Source organism: Paraburkholderia sp. BCC1884 (assembly GCF_900996225.1).
Taxonomy (GTDB): Bacteria; Pseudomonadota; Gammaproteobacteria; order Burkholderiales; family Burkholderiaceae; genus Paraburkholderia.
This window is the reverse complement of record NZ_CAAJGL010000156.1, coordinates 87,401-107,556: the sequence shown is the minus strand read 5'-3', so window position 1 is coordinate 107,556 and position 20,156 is coordinate 87,401. Positions and strand designations below refer to the sequence as shown.

11 protein-coding genes are annotated in these 20,156 nt (G+C 64.0%); 9 read left to right on the top strand and 2 right to left on the bottom strand.

Annotated features, from left to right (window positions below; genetic code table 11):
* Position 1 precedes the first annotated feature (1 nt).
* The 6 genes from FQ705_RS32970 to FQ705_RS32945 all read left to right on the top strand — a co-directional run bounded on the left by FQ705_RS32970 (position 2) and on the right by FQ705_RS32945 (position 13,986).
* On the top strand, positions 2–2,953 hold the full coding sequence (locus tag FQ705_RS32970; protein WP_144149099.1) for a PAS domain S-box protein: 2,952 nt from the start codon (positions 2–4) through the stop codon (positions 2,951–2,953).
* Positions 2,950–4,113, top strand: a complete 1,164-nt coding sequence (locus tag FQ705_RS32965) for a hybrid sensor histidine kinase/response regulator (protein ID WP_260854701.1) — start codon at positions 2,950–2,952, stop codon at positions 4,111–4,113. The genes FQ705_RS32970 and FQ705_RS32965 overlap by 4 nt, the downstream gene beginning before the upstream one ends.
* Before the next feature lie 608 nt (positions 4,114–4,721).
* A complete protein-coding gene (locus tag FQ705_RS32960) occupies positions 4,722–5,993 on the top strand; it encodes an efflux RND transporter periplasmic adaptor subunit (RefSeq protein ID WP_144149097.1) in 1,272 nt (423 codons plus the stop codon).
* Positions 5,994–6,008: 15 nt separating this feature from the next.
* Positions 6,009–9,149: an efflux RND transporter permease subunit gene (locus FQ705_RS32955; RefSeq protein ID WP_144149095.1), complete on the top strand. Its 3,141-nt coding sequence runs from the start codon at positions 6,009–6,011 to the stop codon at positions 9,147–9,149.
* Complete coding sequence (locus tag FQ705_RS32950; RefSeq protein ID WP_144149093.1) at positions 9,146–12,469, top strand: efflux RND transporter permease subunit; 3,324 nt, start codon at positions 9,146–9,148, stop codon at positions 12,467–12,469. The genes FQ705_RS32955 and FQ705_RS32950 overlap by 4 nt, the downstream gene beginning before the upstream one ends.
* Positions 12,466–13,986 (top strand): efflux transporter outer membrane subunit, encoded by a 1,521-nt coding sequence (locus tag FQ705_RS32945; protein WP_144149091.1) that lies wholly within the window; start codon positions 12,466–12,468, stop codon positions 13,984–13,986. Before FQ705_RS32950 ends, FQ705_RS32945 begins: the two co-directional genes overlap by 4 nt.
* Positions 13,987–14,069: 83 nt before the next feature.
* On the opposite strand, the gene FQ705_RS32940 is transcribed toward FQ705_RS32945, so the two are convergent.
* Together FQ705_RS32940 and FQ705_RS32935 are read right to left on the bottom strand one after the other, a co-directional pair.
* On the bottom strand, positions 14,070–14,783 hold the full coding sequence (locus tag FQ705_RS32940) for an SDR family oxidoreductase (protein ID WP_144149089.1): 714 nt from the start codon (positions 14,781–14,783) through the stop codon (positions 14,070–14,072).
* Positions 14,776–15,927, bottom strand: coding sequence for an alkene reductase (locus FQ705_RS32935; protein ID WP_144149087.1), 1,152 nt, complete (start codon positions 15,925–15,927; stop codon positions 14,776–14,778). Before FQ705_RS32935 ends, FQ705_RS32940 begins: the two co-directional genes overlap by 8 nt.
* 353 nt (positions 15,928–16,280) lie before the next feature.
* Here FQ705_RS32935 and araD point away from each other — a divergent pair, with 353 nt between their 5' ends.
* From araD to FQ705_RS32920, 3 genes are all read left to right on the top strand, one after another.
* On the top strand, positions 16,281–18,104 hold the full coding sequence (gene araD / locus FQ705_RS32930) for an L-arabinonate dehydratase (protein ID WP_144149085.1): 1,824 nt from the start codon (positions 16,281–16,283) through the stop codon (positions 18,102–18,104).
* Positions 18,105–18,116: 12 nt separating this feature from the next.
* On the top strand, positions 18,117–18,851 hold the full coding sequence (locus FQ705_RS32925; RefSeq protein ID WP_144149083.1) for a ribonuclease activity regulator RraA: 735 nt from the start codon (positions 18,117–18,119) through the stop codon (positions 18,849–18,851).
* Between the two features lie 222 nt (positions 18,852–19,073).
* On the top strand, positions 19,074–20,144 hold the full coding sequence (locus tag FQ705_RS32920) for a LacI family DNA-binding transcriptional regulator (RefSeq protein WP_144149081.1): 1,071 nt from the start codon (positions 19,074–19,076) through the stop codon (positions 20,142–20,144).
* The last annotated feature ends 12 nt before the right edge of the window (positions 20,145–20,156 follow it).

Genomic DNA, 20,156 nt, shown 5'->3' with positions numbered 1-20,156 from the left:
CATGGCGTCGGCGAGAATTCTCATTGTCGAAGACGACCGGGTGGTGGCCCGCGACATCGCCCAGCAGATGGGACGCGTGGGCCATACGGTGGTGGGCATCACGGCGCGCGGCGAAGACGCGCTGCCGTTGGCAAGAGACACGTCGCCCGACCTCGTGCTCATGGACATCCGTCTCGAAGGCGAACTCGACGGGATCGACACCGCCAGGTTGTTGCGCGAGCAATGCAATTTGCCGGTGGTGTTCCTGACCGCGTATGCGGACGAGGACACGGTGCGGCGGGCCACCCTGGCCGAGCCGTTCGGCTATGTCCTCAAACCGTTCGACGACACCCAGCTGCGCACCGTCGTCGAAATGGCTTTGTACAAGCACGGTGCCGAGCGGCGCCTGCGCGAAAGCGAGCAGCGCTATGCGGTTACGCTCTCGAGTATCGGCGACGCGGTGATCGCGACCGACCGCAACTCGCGCATCAGTTTCATGAATCCCGTCGCCGAGAATCTCACCGGCTGGTCGCGCGAGAACGCCATGGGGCGGCCGCTCGCCGAAGTGTTCCGGGTCGTCAACGAGACGACTCGCGCGGCGGTGGAAGACCCCGTGACCGCCGTGTTGAGCGCCGGCACGATCGTCGGACTGGCGAATCACACCGTGCTGCTGTCGCGCGACGGCCGGGAAATTGCCATCGACGATAGCGGCTCGCCGATCGTCGACGAGCGCGGTGAGATCCAGGGCGTCGTGCTCGTGTTCCGCGACGTCACGCAAAGACGCCGCGCCGAAGAAGCAGAGATCCTTCGTGAGACCAATGTCCGGCTCGAAATGGCCATGCACGGCTCCAATGTGGGCGTGTGGGAAATCGACATGCCGGATGGCGATTACCGCAGTGGTTTTGCCCGTTTCTCGAACATCTGGGAGTGGCTCGGCTACACGCGCTCGACCTCCATGCTCGACTTCAACGCCTATATGAGCGTCTTGCATCCCGACGACCGCGAGCGCACGGAAGTCGCCATGCGCAATTACCTCGCGACGATCTCCGAGGCATTCGAAATCGAGAATCGCCTGTGCCATCGCGACGGCAGCGTTCGCTGGGTACTCGTGCGAGGTCTCGCGCGACGCGATGCGAGCGGCAAACCGGTGCGGTTCGTGGGCAGCCTGGTCGATATCACGGAGCTGAAACTGACCGAGCAGGCGCTTCGTCTTAGCGAAGAGCGTTTTCGCGGCACGTTCGAGAACGCCGCGGTGGGCGTCGCACATTGCGATCTGCAAGGCCATTTCCTGCGACTGAATCAGCGCTCTTGCGAGATCGTCGGCTACGAGCGCGAGAACCTGTTGCTTAAACGCTTTCAGGACATTACCGACCCCGCCTTTCGGGCGTCGAGCGAGGAAAATCTGCGCATGCTGGCCGAGGGTCGGCTCACGCACTACTCGGAGGAAAAACCCTTGTTGAAGCGCGACGGCTCGCGTGTGTGGGTGAGCGTCTCGGTCGCGTTGCAGCGTGACTCCAGCGGCTTGCCCGTGCACGCCATCGCGATTCTCCAGGACATCTCGGGGCGCAAGGCGCTCGAGCACACCGTACGCGTTGCCAAGGATGCCGCCGAATCCGCGAATCGCGCGAAAGACCAGTTTCTTGCGAACGTGAGCCATGAACTGCGTACGCCGTTGAACGGCATCCTCGGCTACGCGCAGATTCTGCGGCGCGACGGCACGATGACCGAGCGCCAGCTGGCGAGTCTGGGCGTGATCGAACAGAGCGGCGAGCATCTGCTTCTGCTGATCAACGACATCCTCGACTTCGCGCGAATCGAGGCCGGCAAGCTCGAACTCAACCTGACGGATGTGCCGCTCGGACCATTCCTGCGCGTGATCGCGGAAATGGTCAGCGTGCGGGCCGATCAGAAGCGCCTGGTGCTGAACTATGAAGCGGCGGCGAATCTGTCGAAAGTGATACGGGTCGACGAAAAGCGCCTTCGGCAAGTCCTGTTGAATCTGCTCGCCAATGCGGTCAAGTTCACCGACCAGGGCGAAGTCAGCTTCGTCGTCAGCGTAGTCGCCGATGGGCGCCTGCGCTTCGAAATCCGCGACACCGGCGTCGGTGTGAGTCCCGACCGTCTCGACGCCATCTTTCAACCGTTCGAGCAGGCTGGCGATTTCACGCGCCGCACCGGGGGTGCCGGTCTTGGGCTTGCCATCAGCCGTCAACTGGTGCGCATGATGGGCAGCGACATTCACGTCACGAGCACGGTGGGACGCGGCAGCACCTTCTGGTTCGAACTCGATGCCCCGGTTTCGCACGCGGAAGTGGCGGGCTTCAGCCCGCGCCTCGAAATCACGGGTTATGAAGGCGAGCAACGTCACGTGCTGGTGATCGACGACGTGGCCGCCAATCGCGCGCTGATCGTGGATACCTTGCAGCGCTGCGGGTTCCTCGTCTCGGAGAGCGGCAACGGCCGCGATGCACTGGCCCGCGCACTGGCGTCGCCACCTGATCTGATCCTGCTCGACACCGTCATGCCGGTCATGGGTGGCCTGGAGATGCTCACGCATATCCGCTCGACGCACGCGCTGCGGCCTATTCCTGTCATCGCCGTGTCGGCGGATGCCTCGTATGCCAATGCCCAGGCGAATCTCGGCGCAGGAGCGAACGTGTTTCTGGAGAAGCCGCTAGATCTCGATCAGTTGTTGAATGAAATAGCCGCGCTACTGGCGCTGACCTGGACGACACGCGTGGCGACAGCAACCGTGGAAGAGCCGTTGACCGTTCCTCCGCACGGGGAACTGGAGGCCTTGCGGCGCATTGCGCTGCTTGGATCGATGCGCGACATCGTGCATTACGCGGACTACCTCGCCGGTCTGGACGTTCGCTACGATGCCTTCGCGGCGCAGTTACGCCGGCTTGCGGCTGCTTACGAATCTCAAGCGCTGCTGGCCATGATCGAAAAATATCTGGGCCAAGACGCGTGAGCACAGTGCAACCGTTCGATACCACTACGCCGATCGTTCTCGTCGTAGACGACACACCCGCCAATCTCGGCCTCGTGGTCGAATGCCTGGAGGGCAAGAATCTGCGCGTGGCGATCGCGCGCGACGGCGAAGAAGCGTTACGGCGCGCCGAGCTCGCGGAGCCCGACCTGATTCTTCTCGATGTGATGATGCCCGGCCTCGACGGTTTCGAAACCTGCCGCAGGCTGAAGGCGATGGAGAAGACCCGCGATATTCCCGTGATCTTCATGACGTCGCTGACGCAAACCGACGAGAAAATCACGGGGTTTCGCGCGGGCGCGGTGGACTACATCACCAAGCCTTTGCAGATGGAGGAAGTGGCGGCACGCGTGAATACGCATTTGAAGCTGCGCGCTCTGCAAAAACTTCAGGAAGCGCAGAACGTTCAGTTGCAGCGGGAGGTGAAGACACGCAAGCAGGCCGAGGAGGCCTTGATCGAAATGATCAATAGCGTGCGCAACGTCTCGAACTCGATCGCCCACGATTTGCGCACGCCGCTCACCGAACTGCGCTCGCGGCTGGAGGCGCTGATCCTGACCTTGAGGCGGCAGGGCAATCGGGACACCTTGCCGGAACTCGAAGGGGCGATGACGGACGTCGATCGCGTGATCCGCATTTTCAACGCGCTGCTGCGGCTGGCCGAAATCGACGTGGGCGTGCGCCGCTCGGGCTTCGTGCCGAGCGATCTCGCGAGTCTGCTGTCCGACGCGGTGGAGTTCTATCAGCCGGTGGCGGAGTTGCGCTGCGTGAGCCTGTCGTTGGCGTGCTCGGGCGATCTGGCGGTCGTTGCCGATCCGCTTCTGCTGGCGCAGGCGATCGGCAATCTGATCGACAACGCACTCAAGTTCGCACGCGATGGCGGCGACATCAGGATCGTCGCAACGCGTGCGCCAGAGCGCATCCTGATCTCGGTGGCTGACGACGGCCCCGGCATTCCCGATGCGGAAAAGCCGAAGGTGACGGAACGCTTCTATCGCGGCGACACCAGTCGTGGAACGCCGGGTGTCGGCCTGGGCCTCGCGCTGGTCAAAGCCGTGGCGACCCTGCATCGGGGGTCGCTCGACTTTGCCGACAATCACCCCGGATTGATCGCGACGCTTACGCTCAGCAGCGATCTTTGAAGTGCAATCCGGCTGTTTCAAGGTTTGCCTCTAAACCGCCAGCGACACGCTGAGTATTTCAATTCGCTTTCATTGAGCGCGTGTGCAAGTCGCGCCTGATGGCCGAAAAAACCATCATCCTCAAGCGGTCGCCGGCGCCTCATCCGCACCGAACAACCCTCGCGTAGTCTTTCACAACCCGACATGTATCACGCTCGTAACTCAAGCCTCGCCCGGCCCTGGTACATTGATGCGATGCCGAATCCAAATCGCTGTGCCCCCGCTTCCACCAAGGCGAACATGAACGACCCGCGCTCTGTCAGCAAGGCCCTCGTAGCAATCGGCGACTCGCCGCATGCGTTATGCCGCCGGGATACCTTGATAGAACATTACCGGCGTTTACGAAACGCGTTCATCGCCGCGGACCCAATCCTCAGGTCATAGCTGGCCAGGCACCCGCCTGGCGGCATGCACTTTGCGTGAGCGCCTGGCTTGCGATTAGCTGACGCCCCATCCAATGTCCGTAGAGTTGTGACAAGGCACGAGAACCGTGGCATGTTCCCACCATTCCGGCAGAGAATGACTCCCCGCCTGATCCTCAACGGCAGCAACTGTTTTCGGAGATACCTATGAGCGAAGCCGTGTCCACGCAACCGAAGCGGTCCCGACGCGGGCTCATCCTGTTCGTGGTTGTCGTGCTCGCGCTGGTCGCGCTCGTCGTGGTCCACCTGTTGACCCGCAAGAAGCCGACGCGCGACGTCGCACCGATCGTCGTTACCGTGGCGAGCGCCACGCTCGGCTCGATGCCGGTCACGCTGAGCGAGCTCGGCACGGTGACGCCCACGGCTACCGTGACCGTGCTGCCGCAGTTGAGCGGCTACCTCACGGCGGTCGGCTATCACGAAGGCCAGGAAGTGCAGAAGGGCCAGTTCCTCGCGCAGATCGATCCGCGTCAGTATCAGATCAGCAAGCAGCAGGCCGAGGCAACGCTTGCCAAAGACCGCGCGACGCTGGCTCAGGCGCACGCCGATCTCGCCCGTTACACGGAGTTGAACGAGCGCAAGTCGATCGCCCAGCAGACTTTCGCCGATCAGCAGTTTCTCGTGCAGCAGGACGAAGCCGCGGTCAAATCCGACCTCGCCACCATCGCCCAGTACGACCTCGATCTGACCTATTGCCGCATCACCGCGCCGGTTTCCGGCAAGGTCGGCCTGCGCCTCGTCGATCCGGGCAACTACGTGACGGCATCGTCGTCGACGGGGATCGTGGTCATCACCACTATCAAGCCGACGACGGTGCAGTTCACTGTGCCACAGGATTCGCTCGCCTCCATCGTGCAGCGCCTGAACGGCGGCGCGAGCTTGCCGGTCACCGCCTATTCCAGCGACAACGCCCACGAGGTCGCGACCGGCACGCTGTACGCCGTCAGCAATCAGATGGCCACGGCAACCGGCACGGTAACCTTGCGCGCCACTTTCGCGAACGACGACGAGGCGCTTTTCCCCAACGAGTTCGTCAACGTCAAGTTGCTGGTCGATACCCTGCAGAACGCCGTGCTGGTGCCGACCGCCGCCGTGCAAACCGGCGCGCCGGGTGACTTCGTCTATCTGGTCAATGCGAACAGCACCGTCTCCGTCCACAAGGTCAAACTCGGCCCGAGCGACGGCAGGAACACGGTCATACTCAGCGGTCTCGCGCAGGGCAACCAGGTGGTCACGGACGGCACCGACCGTCTGAACGACGGCGCGAAGATCAAGGCGGCCGCGCCGAAGGCGGCGGCGGCGAGTGCGGCGGCCAGTGAGTCGGCCAGCGCAGCGGCGAGCGACGCCGCCGCACAGCCCGCCACCTCGGAACCCGCTGCTGCGTCCGCAGCGGCGTCGGCCAACGCGGCTTCGTCGTAGCAGGTTCGCGCGCCGATGAATATTTCCCGTCTGTTCATTCTTCGCCCGGTAGCCACGCTGCTGCTGATGATCGCGCTCGTGCTGGTCGGCCTCGTTGCCATGCGTGTGCTGCCGGTTTCATCGCTGCCCAACGTCGACTATCCGACCATCCAGGTGCAGACCTTCTATCCGGGCGCGAGCCCGGACGTGATGGCCACCACGGTCACCGCGCCGCTCGAGGTGCAACTGGGCGAGATCCCGGGCTTGCAGCAGATGACCTCGTATAGCTCGGACGGCGCGTCGGTCATCACGCTGCAGTTCGATCTGTCGCTGAACCTCGACATCGCCGAGCAGAACGTTCAGCAGGCCATCAACGCCTCCAACAGCTATCTGCCCTCCGGCCTGCCGGCGCCGCCGACTTACGCCAAGGTCAACCCCGCCGACCAGCCGATCCTGACCCTCGCGGTCACCTCGAAGTCGATGTCGCTGACCCAACTCGAGGACGTCGCCAACAATCGCCTCGGCACCAAGATTTCCGAAGTGTCGGGCGTAGGCGTGGTGACGACCAGCGGCGGCAACGTTCCCGCGATCCGCGTGGAAGCCGACCCGCACAAGCTGGCCGCGTATGGCCTGAATATCGACGATCTGCGCACGCTGCTCAGCTACGTCAACGTCAGTCAGCCGAAGGGCAATTTCGACGGCCCCGACCTCGACTACACGATCAACGGCAACGATCAGATCACCGACCCGAAGGACTACCTCAACACGGTGATCGCGTACCAGAACGGTGCGCCGGTCTTCATGCGCGACGTCGCGCGGGTCAGCCAGGCCGCGCAGGACGTCGAGCGCGGCGCCTGGTACAACGGTTCGCCGGCCATCGTGCTGAACGTGCAGCGCCAGCCCGGCGCGAACGTGATCGCGACCGTCAACCAGATCATGAAGCAGTTGCCGCAGCTCGAATCCACCTTGCCGGCCGGCATGAAAGTGACCGTGGTCTCGGACAGCACGGGCGTGATCCGCTCGTCGGTGTCCGACGCGGCGCTTGAACTGATCCTCGCGATCGTGCTGGTGGTGGCGGTGATCTTCGTGTTCCTGCGCAACGTACCGGCCACGCTGATTCCGAGCGTCTCGGTGCCGGTGTCGTTGATCGGCACGCTCGCCGTGATGTACCAGCTGAACTACTCGATCGACAACCTCTCGCTGATGGCGCTCATCATCGCCACGGGTTTCGTGGTCGACGATTCGATCGTGATGATCGAGAACATCGTGCGTTATCTGGAAGAGGGCAAGACGCCGCTGGAAGCCGCGCTCGAAGGCGCGGGGCAGATCGGTTTTACGATTATGTCGCTGACCATTTCGCTGATCGCCGTGCTGATTCCGCTGCTCTTCATGGGCGGCGTGATCGGGCGCCTGTTCAGCGAATTCGCGGTGACGCTGGCGGTCACCATCGTGATCTCCGCGATCGTCTCGCTGACGGTCGTGCCGATGCTGTGCGCACGCATGCTGCGCGCACAGGCCGAACGGCATCCGAGCCGCTTCGAGCGGATCAGCGAGGGCCTGTTCGACAAGACGCTCAACGCCTACGAGCGCGGCCTGCGCTGGGTGCTGGATCATCAGGTGCTGACGCTCGTCGTGGCGGTGGGCACGGTGGTGCTGACCGGCATTCTGTACGTGGCGATTCCGAAGGGGCTGTTCCCGGTGCAGGACGTCGGCGTGATCGAAGGGATCAGCGTGGCCGACAACTCGGTCTCTTACACGGCGATGGTGAACCGCCAGGGCGCACTCGCCGATGCGATCCTGAAAGACCCGGACGTGACGTCGCTGACCTCGTACGTGGGTATCGACGGCACCAATTCGACGCTCAACAACGGCCGCTTCCTGATCAATCTGCGCGAGCGCGACAAGCGTTCCGACACGGCGCAAGAGGTGGCGCGGCGGCTGCAGCAGGAAGTCGCGAATGTGCCTGGCGTCAAACTGTACATGCAGCCCGAGCAGGATCTGACGCTCGACACGACCGTCTCGCCGAATCAGTACAGCTTCGTATTACGCGGGCCGAGTCAGCAGGCGTTCCAGAAGTACGTGCCGGAACTGGTGTCGCGCCTGAAGCAGATTCCTTCGCTGGCCGACGTGCAGAGCGACATGAATAGCGACGGCCTCAGCGTGAACGTCGAAGTCAACCGGCAACTGGCGGCGCGCTTCGGCATCACGCCGGCGACGGTCGACAACGCGCTGTACGACGCGCTCGGTCAGCGCATCGTCTCGACCATCTTCGAGCAATCGAACCAGTATCGCGTGATTCTCGTCGCCAAGCCGGAATCGCTGCCGAACGTGCAGGCGATCGGCAACCTGTATCTGCCGAGCCAGACCAGCAGTACGGGCCAGGTGCCGCTATCGGGCATCGCAAAGATCGAGATCAGGAAGTCGCCGCTGGTGATCAGCCACCTCGCGCAGTTCCCGTCGGTGACGATCTCGTTCAACCTCGCGAAGGGTGCGTCGCTGAGCACGGCGGTCAAGGCGGTTCACGAAGCCGAGCAGGCGGTGAACCTGCCGCCGTCGATCACCTCGTCGCTGCAGGGCGCGGCCCAGGCTTTCGAGGATTCGCTATCGAGCGAAGTCTATCTGCTGATCGCGGCGCTGGTGGCGGTGTATATCGTGCTCGGCGTGCTGTACGAGAGCTTCATCCATCCGGTGACGATTCTCTCGACGCTACCCTCCGCAGGGATCGGCGCGCTGCTTGCGCTGATGATCGCCGGCAGCGATCTCGACGTGATCGGCATCATCGGCATCGTGCTGCTGATCGGTATCGTCAAGAAGAACGCCATCATGATGGTGGACTTCGCGCTCGACGCCGAACGCAACCACGGCAAGGCGCCGCGCGAGGCGATTTTCGAGGCCTCGCTGCTGCGTTTCCGCCCGATCCTGATGACCACGCTCGCCGCCATGCTCGGCGCTCTGCCGATGCTGCTCGGCTCGGGTACGGGTTCGGAATTGCGGCGGCCGCTGGGGCTCGCGATCATCGGCGGCTTGACGCTGAGCCAGGTGCTCACGCTCTTCACCACGCCGGTAATTTATCTGTTCTTCGACCGGATGGCCGGGCGTGTCAATCGCTGGCGCAAACGCAATAAGCCGCAAGATCCGAAGCCCACGTCTGAAGGCGGGACGGAGGAGGCGCCTTGAACATCTCGGCGTTGTTCATCCGGCGGCCGGTGGCGACCACGCTGCTGGCCATCGCGATCCTGATCTCCGGGACGCTTGCCTATTTCCGGCTGCCGGTCGCGCCGTTGCCGAACATCGCCTTTCCGGTGATCGTGGTGCAGGCGAACATGGCGGGCGCGAGTCCGGACATCATGGCCTCCACGGTGGCCGAGCCACTCGAACGGCGGCTCGCGACGATTGCCGATGTCGAAGAGCTGACGTCGATCAGCTACGTGGGCTCCTCGATGATCGTTGTCGAGTTCGGGCTGAAGCGCGACATCAACGGCGCCGCGCGCGACGTCGAAGCGGCCATCCAGGCGGCACGCGCCGACTTGCCCACGACGTTGCGCAGCAATCCGAGCTACCGCCAGTACAACCCGGCGGACGCACCGATCATGGTGCTCTCGCTGACGTCGGACACGCTCACCAAGGCGCAGCTCTATGACTCCGCCGATTCGGTGATCCAGCAGCAGCTCTCGCAGGTCAAGGGCGTGGGGCAGATCACGCTCGGCGGCGGCGCGTTGCCTTCGGTGCGGGTGGAGTTGCAGCCGGGCAAGCTGAACAGCTACGGCATCGGTCTCGAAGACGTGCGCGCGGCGATCAGCGCGGCCAATGCCGATAGCGCCAAGGGCCATCTCGACGAGGGCAATCAACGCTATGTGGTCACGTCCAACGACCAGATCACCCATGCCGCGCCGTACCGCGATCTGGTCGTGGCCTACCGCAATGGCGCGCCGGTCCAGTTACGCGACGTGGCTCAAGTCAGGGACTCGAACGAAAACATTCGCAATGCCGGGCTCTTCAACGGCAAGTCGGCGATTCTCGTGATCGTGTATCCGATGCCCGGCAGTAACGTGGTGAGCACCGTCGCGCAGATTCGCAAGGTCCTGCCGTCGATCGAGGCGACGCTGCCGAGCAGTGTGCACGTGGGTGTGGCGATCGACCGCTCGGAGTCGGTGCGCGCGTCGGTGGGTGACACGGAGCGCACCTTGTTCATCGCCGTACTGCTGGTGGTGGGCGTGGTGTTCATTTTCCTGCAATCGCCGCGCGCCACGCTGGTGCCGGCGGTTGCGCTGCCGCTGTCGATCGTCGGCACGTTCGGGCCGATGTATTTGCTCGGCTACAGCATCGACAATCTTTCGCTGATGGCGCTGACCATCGGCACCGGCTTCGTGGTCGACGACGCGGTGGTGGTGCTGGAAAACATCGTGCGTCACATGGAGCTGGGGCTCAGTCCGAAAGAGGCGGCGTTGAAGGGCAGCGGCGAAGTGGGCTTCACCGTGATCTCGATGAGCCTCTCGTTGATCGCCGTATTCCTGCCCATCATTTTGATGCCGGGCGTGGTCGGTCTGCTGTTCCATGAGTTTGCAGTGACGCTGTCCATCGCGATTCTGATCTCGCTGGTGATTTCGCTCACGGTCACGCCGGCCATGTGCGCCTATGTGCTGAGCCGCGAGCATGCCGGGCATTCGAAGGCCCGCTGGGCGACGTGGGTCGAAAAGCAATTCGATCGCTTCAAGGAGGCCTACGCGCGTTCGCTCACAGCGGTGCTGGATCATGCGCTGCTGGTCGGCCTGCTGCTGATCGGCCTGCTGGTGGCGAACGTGTTCCTGTTCAAACTGGTGCCAGCCACCTTCTTCCCCGAGCAGGACACCGGCATCCTGATCGGCCAGATCATCGCTGACCAGAGCATCTCCTTCCCGGCGATGCAAAAGAAGCTCGCGCAGTTGCAGGAGATCGTGCAGAAGGACCCGGCGGTGGCCTCCGTGGCGGGCTTCACCGGCGGCCGCGCGCTCAATACCGCGAACGTGTTCATCGAACTCAAGCCGCTGGCGCAGCGCCATGCGACGGCCACCGACGTCGTGAACCGCTTGCGGCCCAAGCTCAACGCGGTGTCCGGCGCGCGGCTCTTCATTCAGGCGCAGCAGGATCTGCGCATTGGCGGACGGCAATCGGCCGCCGAGTATCAATACACGCTGACCAGCGACGATTCCGCCGCGCTCTTCAAATGGACGCCGCTGTTGGTCGCGGCGCTCGGCAAGGAGCGCGCGCAGTTGCTCGACGTGAACTCGGACCTGCAGCAAAACGGCTTGCAGACCTACGTCAGCATCAATCGCGCGACGGCGGCACGCTACGGCTTTGCACCGAACCAGATCGACAACGTGCTGTACGACGCGTTCGGCCAGCGCACGGTGTCGACCATCTACAACCCGTTGAATCAGTACTTCGTGGTGATGGAAGTCGCGCCGGATTACTGGCAGTACCCGCAAACGCTCAGTCAGATCTACCTGAGCAAGTCCTCGGGCAATGCGACCGGCACCGCCGGCACGCAGATGCCAGGCGCCACGGTGTCGGGTGTGCCGTTGGCCACCGCCACTAGCACGACCAGCTCGTCGAGCACGAACACGCTGAATTCGAACGCGCAGGCCAACGCGACCACCAACAGCATCGCCAACAGCAAGGGCGGCAGTTCGACCGGCAGCGCGGACAGCACGTCGGCGGAAACCATGGTGCCGCTGGCGGCGCTGGCCTCGTACGCCAACAGCCATACATCGACGCAGGTGAACCATCAAAGCGGACTCGTCGCCGCGACGATTTCGTTCAACCTGCCGGCCGGCGGTTCGCTGAGCAAGGCGGCCGAGTCGATCAACAACACGATCCGCGAGATCGGCATGCCCGCCAGCATTCACGGCTCGTTTGCCGGCGCGGCGGCGGCCTACTCGCAATCGATGGGCACGATACCGCTACTGATCCTCGCGGCGCTCGGCGTCGTGTATATCGTGCTCGGCGTCCTGTACGAAAGTTCGATCCACCCGCTGACGATTCTGTCGACGCTGCCTTCGGCAGGCATCGGCGCGACGCTGGCGTTGCTGATTTTCGGCACACCGTTCTCGGTGATCGCGATGATCGGCATCATTCTGCTGATCGGTATCGTGAAGAAGAACGGCATCATGATGGTGGACGTCGCCATCCAGTTACAGCGCAGCGAAGGGATGCCGGCGCGCGACGCGATTCACTCGGCTGCCGTGGTGCGGTTACGGCCCATCATGATGACGACGTTCGCGGCCGTGCTCGGCGCGGTGCCGCTCGCCATCGGCATCGGGCAAGGCGCGTCGCTGCGGCAACCGCTCGGCATCACGGTGATGGGCGGCCTGATCCTGAGTCAGGTGTTTACCTTGTACACGACGCCGGTGATTTACCTCTACCTCGACCGCTTGCGTTCCAAGCTGGTCAAATGGTCCGCCAACCTGCCATGGAATCGCGACGAGCAGCGACCCGGACAACCGGATACGAGGGCATGACGATGAAGCTTTTCCTTAGACATTCAGGCCCGCTGAGCCTGCTTCGGCCGCTGGCCGCCTCGACGCTGGCCCTGCTGGCGAGTGGCTGCATGGTCGGGCCGGACTACCATCGGCCGCCAGTCAGCGTGCCGGCCACTTACTCGGAACTGCCGGGTTGGACGCAAGCCGAACCTGCCGCGGACAAGCCGAAGGGCGACTGGTGGACGGCCTTCGGCGACCCGTTGATCGACCAGCTCGAACCGCTGGTGTCGGTGTCGAACCAGACCGTGCGCGCGGACTACGCGAACTATCAGGAAGCGTTGGCGGAAGTGCGGGCGGCGCGCGCGGGTCTGTTTCCGACTGTCAGCGCGACCGGTTCAGGCACGAAGCAGCGTGCCTCGAGCGGCAATGCCGCGCGAGTGGTCAACTCGGGTTCGCTCGAAGGCAACGTGAGTTGGGCGCCCGACCTGTGGGGCCAGGTGCGCCGCACGATCGAAGAAAACGCCGCGACGGCGCAATCGAGCGAAGCGACCTTCGCCAATGCGACGCTCTCCGAGCAGGTAGCGCTTGCCACGGCGATCATCGAGCTGCGCACGAGCGATGCCAACATCGACCTGCTGCAGAAAACGGTGGCGGCGTATCAGCATTATCTGGACGTCGTCTCCGACCAGGATAAGGCGGGCATCATCGCGCCGTCCGACGTGATTACGGCCCGCACTCAACTTGAAAGTGCGCAGTCCAATCTGATCGCGCTCGGCGTGGCGCGCGCGCAATACGCGCATGCAATCGCGGTGCTGGTCGGCAAGAACCCGGAGGAACTGTCGATCACCCACAGCACCACCATGCCGACGCTGCCGGGCATGCCCGTCGGTGTGCCGTCGACGCTGCTCGAACGTCGCCCCGACATCGCCGCCGCCGAGCGCAAGATGGCCGCGCAGAACGCCGCGATCGGCGTGGCGGTGTCGGCGTATTACCCGGACGTTTCTCTCTCCGGTCTGGCGGGGCTCACGCAGTCGCCGTTGTCGGGTCTGCTGAACGTGGCCAACTATGTCTGGTCGCTGGGCGGCAGCGCCACCGAAACGCTGTTCGATGGCGGCCTGCGCAGCGCGGACGTCGACGCGGCGAAGGCCGCTTACGACTCGACCGTGGCCAGCTATCGCGGCACGGTGCTGTCGGCGTTCCAGAACGTGGAAGACGACTTGTCGGGATTACGGATTCTGGCCGAGCAGAACACCGTGCTGGAGACGGCGGTCAAAGATGCGAACCGTGGCGCCGAGATCGCTTTCAACGAATATCAGGCCGGCACAGTGGACTACACGACGGTCGCGTCCGCCCAGGCTACGCAGTTGAGTCTTCAGCAGACCGCGCTGAACGTGCAGGAGTCGCGTTTGCTCGACGCGGCGTCGCTATTCGGCGATCTGGGCGGCGGCTGGTCGGCGGATCAGTTGCATGATCCGCGGCATCCGGACAGGACGCCGGCGGAACCGGTGCAGACCGACAATGCTTCCACGGGTAGCAGCGACGCGAAAGTGCCGTGATCGCGAGGTAGAGCAAAACGGCCAACGTTTTAGTCAGCTCGCCCGGTCGGCGCTTGAACCCGACAGCCGCGCGAGCATGCGCGCTAGGCGATTGCCCCACCACCATCCACCAGCACCGTGGAGCCGGTCGCGTAGGGCGTGCCCGCCAGGTAGACGATGGCATTAGCGACGTCTTCGGCGTGGCCGACACGACGAGCAGGCAAGCGGGCGGCCGCGCCGTCGAACATCGCCTGACGCGCGTCGTCGGCCAGCTTCGACCAGAGCGGCGTGGCGATGAGCCCCGGCGAAACGGTGTTGACGCGAACCGGCGACAACTCCAGCGCGAGTCCGCGTGCCAGCGCCTCCAGCGCGGCATTGATCGCCCCTTGCAAGACGGAGCTCCTGCTCGGCCGCACGCTGAGAAAGCCCGACACGAAGGTCAGCGAACCTCCCTCGACGATCCTGACGGCGCGCGCCACGCGGTAGGCGCCCCAGAACTTGCTGTCCATGGCGGCATGTGCGTCGGCCAGTGCCAACTGACGAACTGGACCGCCAGGCGTTTGCGCCGCCGACACCACGACGTGATCGAACGGACCGGCCTTCGCGAAGAACGCTTCGACGGCGGCTTCATCGGTCGTATCCAGCACGGCGCTGTGCACGTTGGCACCGATATCGGCGACCACGGCGTCGAGCTTTACCTGATTGCGCGACGCGATCGTGACGTTGGCGCCGAGATCGGCGAAGGCTCGCGCGCTCGCCGCGCCTATGCCCGAACTGCCGCCTACGATCAAAACCGATTTCGATTCGAAGTTATACATTTGACGGCTCCTCAAGTGTGGAAGTAGCGCGCTGCACGGACTCGTGCGCAAGCGCGGGGTAGTCGGTATAGCCGTGCTCGCCGCCGCCGAACAGCGTCTTGCCGTCGAACTCCGCGAGTGGCAGATCGTGCTCGAACCGGCGCGGAAAATCGGGGTTGGCGACGAACGACCGCCCGAAAGCCACCAGGTCCGCATAACCCTTCGACAGCACCCAGTCCGCCCTGGCTTTATCGTATTTGCCCGCGACGATGATTGGCCGCGTGAAGCGGGCGCGGATGGCTTGACGGAAGTCTTCGGTGAATTGCGGAGCGTCGTCCCAGTCCGCTTCGACCAGATGCAGGTAGCCGACGCCGCGTGCCTGCAGAAATTCGGCGGCTTCGAGAATGGTCGGCAGGATGTCGGGGCAGGCCATACCGCGAGCGGTCAGGAACGGCGCGAGGCGAATGGCGGTGCGCTCGGCGCCGATTTCGTCAGCGATCGCGTCGACCACTTCCTTGAGAAAGCGCAGCCGGTTTTCTCGCGAGCCGCCGTATTCGTCGGTGCGGACGTTGGATGTCGTGCGCAGGAATTGATCGATGAGATAGCCGTTGGCACCGTGAATCTCGACGCCGTCGAAACCGGCGTCGATCGCGTGGCGTGCCCCGCGTCGAAAGTCGTCGACGATCGCTTTGATTTCGTCGCGCGTCAGCTCACGCGGCGTCGGCGAATCGACCATGGCGCCTTCACCCGTCGTGGGATCGACTTTCCAGATTTGTCCGTCGAATGGCACGGCCGAGGGTGCAACCGGGAGTTTGCCCTGATGAAAATCGGCATGCGACATGCGGCCGACGTGCCACAGCTGCGCGAAGATCCGGCCGCCCGCCGCGTGGACCGCCTCGGTGACGAGACGCCACCCGGCCACCTGTGCGTCGCTATAGATGCCGGGCGTGAACGAGTAGCCCTTGCCTTGCGGCGACACCTGAGTCGCCTCCGTGACGATCAATGCCGCCGAAGCACGCTGCGCGTAGTAACGCGCGTTCATTTCGTTGGGTACGTCACCCGGTTGCGTGCTGCGGGCGCGCGTCATCGGCGCCATGACGATCCGGTGGGGCAGCGTCTGACCGGCGACGACAATGGGGGTGAAAAGCGGTGACTGGGTGGACATGGCGCGTCTCGCAAATGGAAGGTCGGAGTTGATCGCGACACGGGCCGCTTCGCACGCTGAGCCGTGCTGGGGCTGTGTTTCGATCGCATGCCGCCATTCTGCGAGACGCGGTTTGATTTGATAATTGATCTGGTCGTTGAAAGATTCTCAAAAATTTTTGAATAATTCCGCGCGATTGAAGCGTGATGCCTTCATGCATCAAACCCGCCGCGAGGCCTGTGCCCGGATCGGCGCGCACTACGCATCGTTCTCAGTGATATCCCCTGGCGACACAATGCGATGGTATCGCTACCATCATTCGCATCAAGAAGCTGATCCGGCTTTGTGCTGCGCAGCGTAATGGTAGCGTTACCATGGAGATGTCCGTGTCATCGAACCGCAAGACTTCTGAAGAGCTTCGCAGCTACCGCTGGTATGGCGTGAACGACCTGCGTTCGTTCGGCCACCGCTCGCGCACGGCGCAAATGGGTTATCACGCGTCGGATTACATGGGCAAGCCGGTGATCGCCGTGGTCAATACGTGGAGCGAGATCAACTCCTGTCACACGCACTTCAGGCAACGCGTGGAAGAGGTGAAGCGTGGTATCTGGCAGGCGGGCGGCTTTCCCGTCGAGATGCCGGTGATGACGCTCGCCGAACCGTTCCAGAAACCGACCACGATGCTCTACCGCAATTTCCTCGCAATGGAAACCGAGGAATTGCTGAAGTCCTATCCGTTCGACGGTTGCGTCCTGATGGGCGGCTGCGACAAGACCACGCCGGGCTTGTTGATGGGGGCGATCAGCATGAACCTGCCATCGATCTTTCTGCCCGCCGGCCCCATGCTGCGCGGCAACTGGAACGGCCGCACGCTCGGCAGCGGGTCGGACACATGGAAATACTGGGCCGAACTGCGCGCGGGCAAGATCACCGAGGACGAGTGGAAGGGCATCGAGAGCGGCATCGCACGCTCGCCGGGCCATTGCATGACGATGGGCACTGCGTCCACCATGACGAGCGCTGCGGAAGCGCTCGGTCTGACGTTGCCGGGCTTCTCGTCGATTCCCGCGGTCGACTCGCGGCATGCGCAGTTCGCCTCGCTGACCGGGCAGCGCATCGTCGAGATGGTGTGGACCGATCAGAAACCCTCGGACATTCTGACCGCCAGATCTTTCGATAACGCCGTGACCACGGTGCTGGCCATGTCCGGCTCGACCAACGCGATCGTTCACCTCGTGGCGGTGGCGCGTCGCGCCGGCATCGATCTGACGACCGCGCGTTTCGACGCACTCTCGCGCATCACGCCGGTGATCGGCAATCTGCGTCCCTCGGGCCAGTATCTGATGGAAGATTTTTTCTACGCCGGCGGACTGCGCGCGTTGCTGCTCGAACTCGGCGAGTTGATCGACGGTACGCAGATGACGGTCAACGGTGCGACGCTCGGCGAGAACATCGCCGGTGCGGAGATCTTCAACGACGACGTGATCCGCAGGCGCAGCAATCCGGTCGTCGCCAGCGACGGCCTCGCCGTGCTGTCCGGCAACCTCGCGCCGGATGGCGCGGTGATCAAACCGGCGGCGATGGAAGCGCACCTGCAGAAGCATCGCGGTCCCGCCGTCGTCTTCAAGGATTACGCGGACATGGCCGCGCGTATCGATGCGGAGGACCTCGACGTCACCGCCGATTCGGTGATCGTGCTGCAACACGCCGGTCCGGTCGGCGCACCCGGCATGCCCGAATGGGGTCAACTGCCGATTCCGCAGAAGCTGTTGAAAGAAGGCGTGCGCGACATGGTGCGCATTTCGGATGCGCGTATGAGCGGCACGAGTTACGGCGCGTGTGTGCTGCACGTCGCGCCCGAGTCGTTCGTGGGCGGCCCGCTTGCGCTGGTGAAAGACGGTGACATGATCGATCTGGACATCGCTGCTCGCCGCCTGCATCTGGAAGTGAGCGACGCCGAACTCGCCGCGCGCAAGGCCGCCTGGCAACCGCCCAAGCTTCCGTTTACGCGCGGCTTCGGCGTGATGCATCAGCTGCACGTCACGCAGGCGAACAAGGGCTGTGACTTCGATTTCCTCGAAGAGCCCTTGAGCGATGCCGCAGCGCAAGGCCCCGAATCAATCGCACCCGCTGCGTCGGTGGAACAGGGCGCGCCAGACGCGCCCGCGACGAAACGCAGCGAACCCGAAATCCACTAACCCGAGCCTTTCATGAGCGCATCCGATATCACCGTCAGCGAAGCGACCCTCGAACAACTCCGCCACGTCAGCACGGCCACGTTGACCACCCAGCTCTTCAAGCGCGGCCTGCGCAACGTATTTCTGCAAGGCGTCACGCCGCTCGTCAAACCGGCGCCCGGCGCGCCGAATGTGGTCGGTCCGGCGTTCACACTACGCAATATTCCCGCCCGCGAAGATCTCGATCACGTCGGCGTGTTTCAGGACCCGGACCATCCGCAACGCAAGGCCGTCGAATCGGCGCCGCCCGGCAGCGTGCTGGTGCAGGATTGCCGTGGCGAGCGCGCGGTGGCGTCGGTCGGTTCGATCCTCGCGTTGCGGCTCGCCAAACGCGGGGTCGCGGGCATGGTGTCGGACGGGCCGGTGCGCGACAGCGGCACGATCGCCGAGCTGGGCTTGCCGCTCTGGTGCGCCGGTGCCAGCGCGCCGTTGAATCTGGCCAAACACCACGCGGTCGATATGAACGTGCCGATCGCGTGCGGCGGCGTGCCGGTGTATCCAGGCGATATCGTCGTCGCCGATGTGGACGGCGTGGTGATCGTGCCGCGCGAAATGGCCGCCGAAGTCGCCAACGACGCCACCGAGCAGGAACACCTCGAAGCGTTCATCACGCTGCGTATCGAAGAAGGCCGTCCGTTGCGCGGCACCTATCCGCCGAACGAGGAAACACTGGCGGCTTACGCGCAGTGGCGTGCACGACAAAAATAAAACGGCCGTCACGCATGCAATGCTGGTGAGCGTGCTGCGGCAATCGAGCGATCGTCGGGATGCTGGTGGCCGCATTGCTCAGCGTCGCGTGCTTTCCCGGCGCCGTGCTCCTGCCGACCAGCACGCTGCGTTTCGCTGCTCGACGCTTCGCTCGGCCAGTCGCGGCGCGGCGCGACCTCCCGTCTACAATAGGCGCGACTTTTTATTCATCGCTAGTGAACCATGCCGAATCCCAAGCCGGGCGCCGCTGACAACGCCGACCTCGCCGAGCCGACCGCTGCGCCTGCAAAACGCGCACGCGGCGGCCCCAAGGGCCTGCGCATCGCCGACGTGGCCGCGCAGGCCGGCGTCGCGCCGATGACGGTGTCGCGCGTCTTCAACAACCCCGAGACCGTCGCGCCCGAAACGCTCGAACGGGTCAGACAGGTCGTGCAAAAGCTTGGCTACGTGCCGAACCGTCTCGCCGGCGGACTTTCGTCGTCACGCTCGCGGCTGATCGCGGCGATCGTGCCGACCATCGCTCATTCGCTGTTCTCCGAAACGATCCAGGTGTTCAGCGAGACGATGTCGCGTGCCGGTTATCAGGTCTTGCTCGCGCTGAGCGGCTATAGCGATTCGAGTGAAGAGGCGCTGCTCGACGCGGTCCTGAGCCGGCGTCCCGAAGGCGTGTTGCTGACCGGTGTCGCGCATACGGACTCGTTGCGGGAGCGCTTGCGCAACGTCGGCATGCCGATCGTCGAGACGTGGGACATGACCGATACGCCGATCGATATGCTGGTCGGCTTTTCTCACTACGAGATCGGCGTCGCGGTGGCCGAACACTTTTTGCAGCGCAAGGTACGCACGCCGGGCCTGGTATCGGCCAACGACGAACGGGCGCTAGCGCGCCGCGACGGCTTTCGCGAGCGGCTTGCTCAGGCGGGCATTCACGAGATCGCCGAGGTGCTGGTGTCGCCGCCGAGTTCGGTGGCCGTCGGCAAGGCGGCGTTGCCGACGCTCATGGAGCAGGCGCCTCGATTGGACGCCGTGTTTTGCGGCTCGGATCTTCTGGCGATCGGCGTGCTCGGCGCGTCGCGTCGGCTTGGGCTGGCAGTGCCGTCGCAATTGTCGATCTGCGGTTTCGGTGATCTGGAATTTGCCACGGAGACCACGCCGCAATTGACCACGGTGCGCGTGGATGGCACGCACATCGGCCGCACGGCGGCGCGTTGTCTGCTGGACCGTCTGGAAGGTCGAGACAAGGTCGTAGTGACCGACGTGGGCTTTCGAATCGTCGAACGCGAGACGACTTGAGCGCCGCGCCGC

Bases quoted from the DNA above. Each gene is read 5' to 3' on its own strand.
- FQ705_RS32945 (WP_144149091.1), top strand. From the start codon at position 12,466: ATGACGATGAAGCTTTTCCTTAGACATTCAGGCCCGCTGAGCCTGCTT.
- FQ705_RS32970 (WP_144149099.1), top strand. From the start codon at position 2: ATGGCGTCGGCGAGAATTCTCATTGTCGAAGACGACCGGGTGGTGGCC.
- FQ705_RS32925 (WP_144149083.1), top strand. From the start codon at position 18,117: ATGAGCGCATCCGATATCACCGTCAGCGAAGCGACCCTCGAACAACTC.
- FQ705_RS32920 (WP_144149081.1), top strand. From the start codon at position 19,074: ATGCCGAATCCCAAGCCGGGCGCCGCTGACAACGCCGACCTCGCCGAG.
- FQ705_RS32940 (WP_144149089.1), bottom strand. From the start codon at position 14,783: ATGTATAACTTCGAATCGAAATCGGTTTTGATCGTAGGCGGCAGTTCG.
- FQ705_RS32955 (WP_144149095.1), top strand. From the start codon at position 6,009: ATGAATATTTCCCGTCTGTTCATTCTTCGCCCGGTAGCCACGCTGCTG.
- FQ705_RS32935 (WP_144149087.1), bottom strand. From the start codon at position 15,927: ATGTCCACCCAGTCACCGCTTTTCACCCCCATTGTCGTCGCCGGTCAG.
- araD (WP_144149085.1), top strand. From the start codon at position 16,281: ATGGAGATGTCCGTGTCATCGAACCGCAAGACTTCTGAAGAGCTTCGC.
- FQ705_RS32960 (WP_144149097.1), top strand. From the start codon at position 4,722: ATGAGCGAAGCCGTGTCCACGCAACCGAAGCGGTCCCGACGCGGGCTC.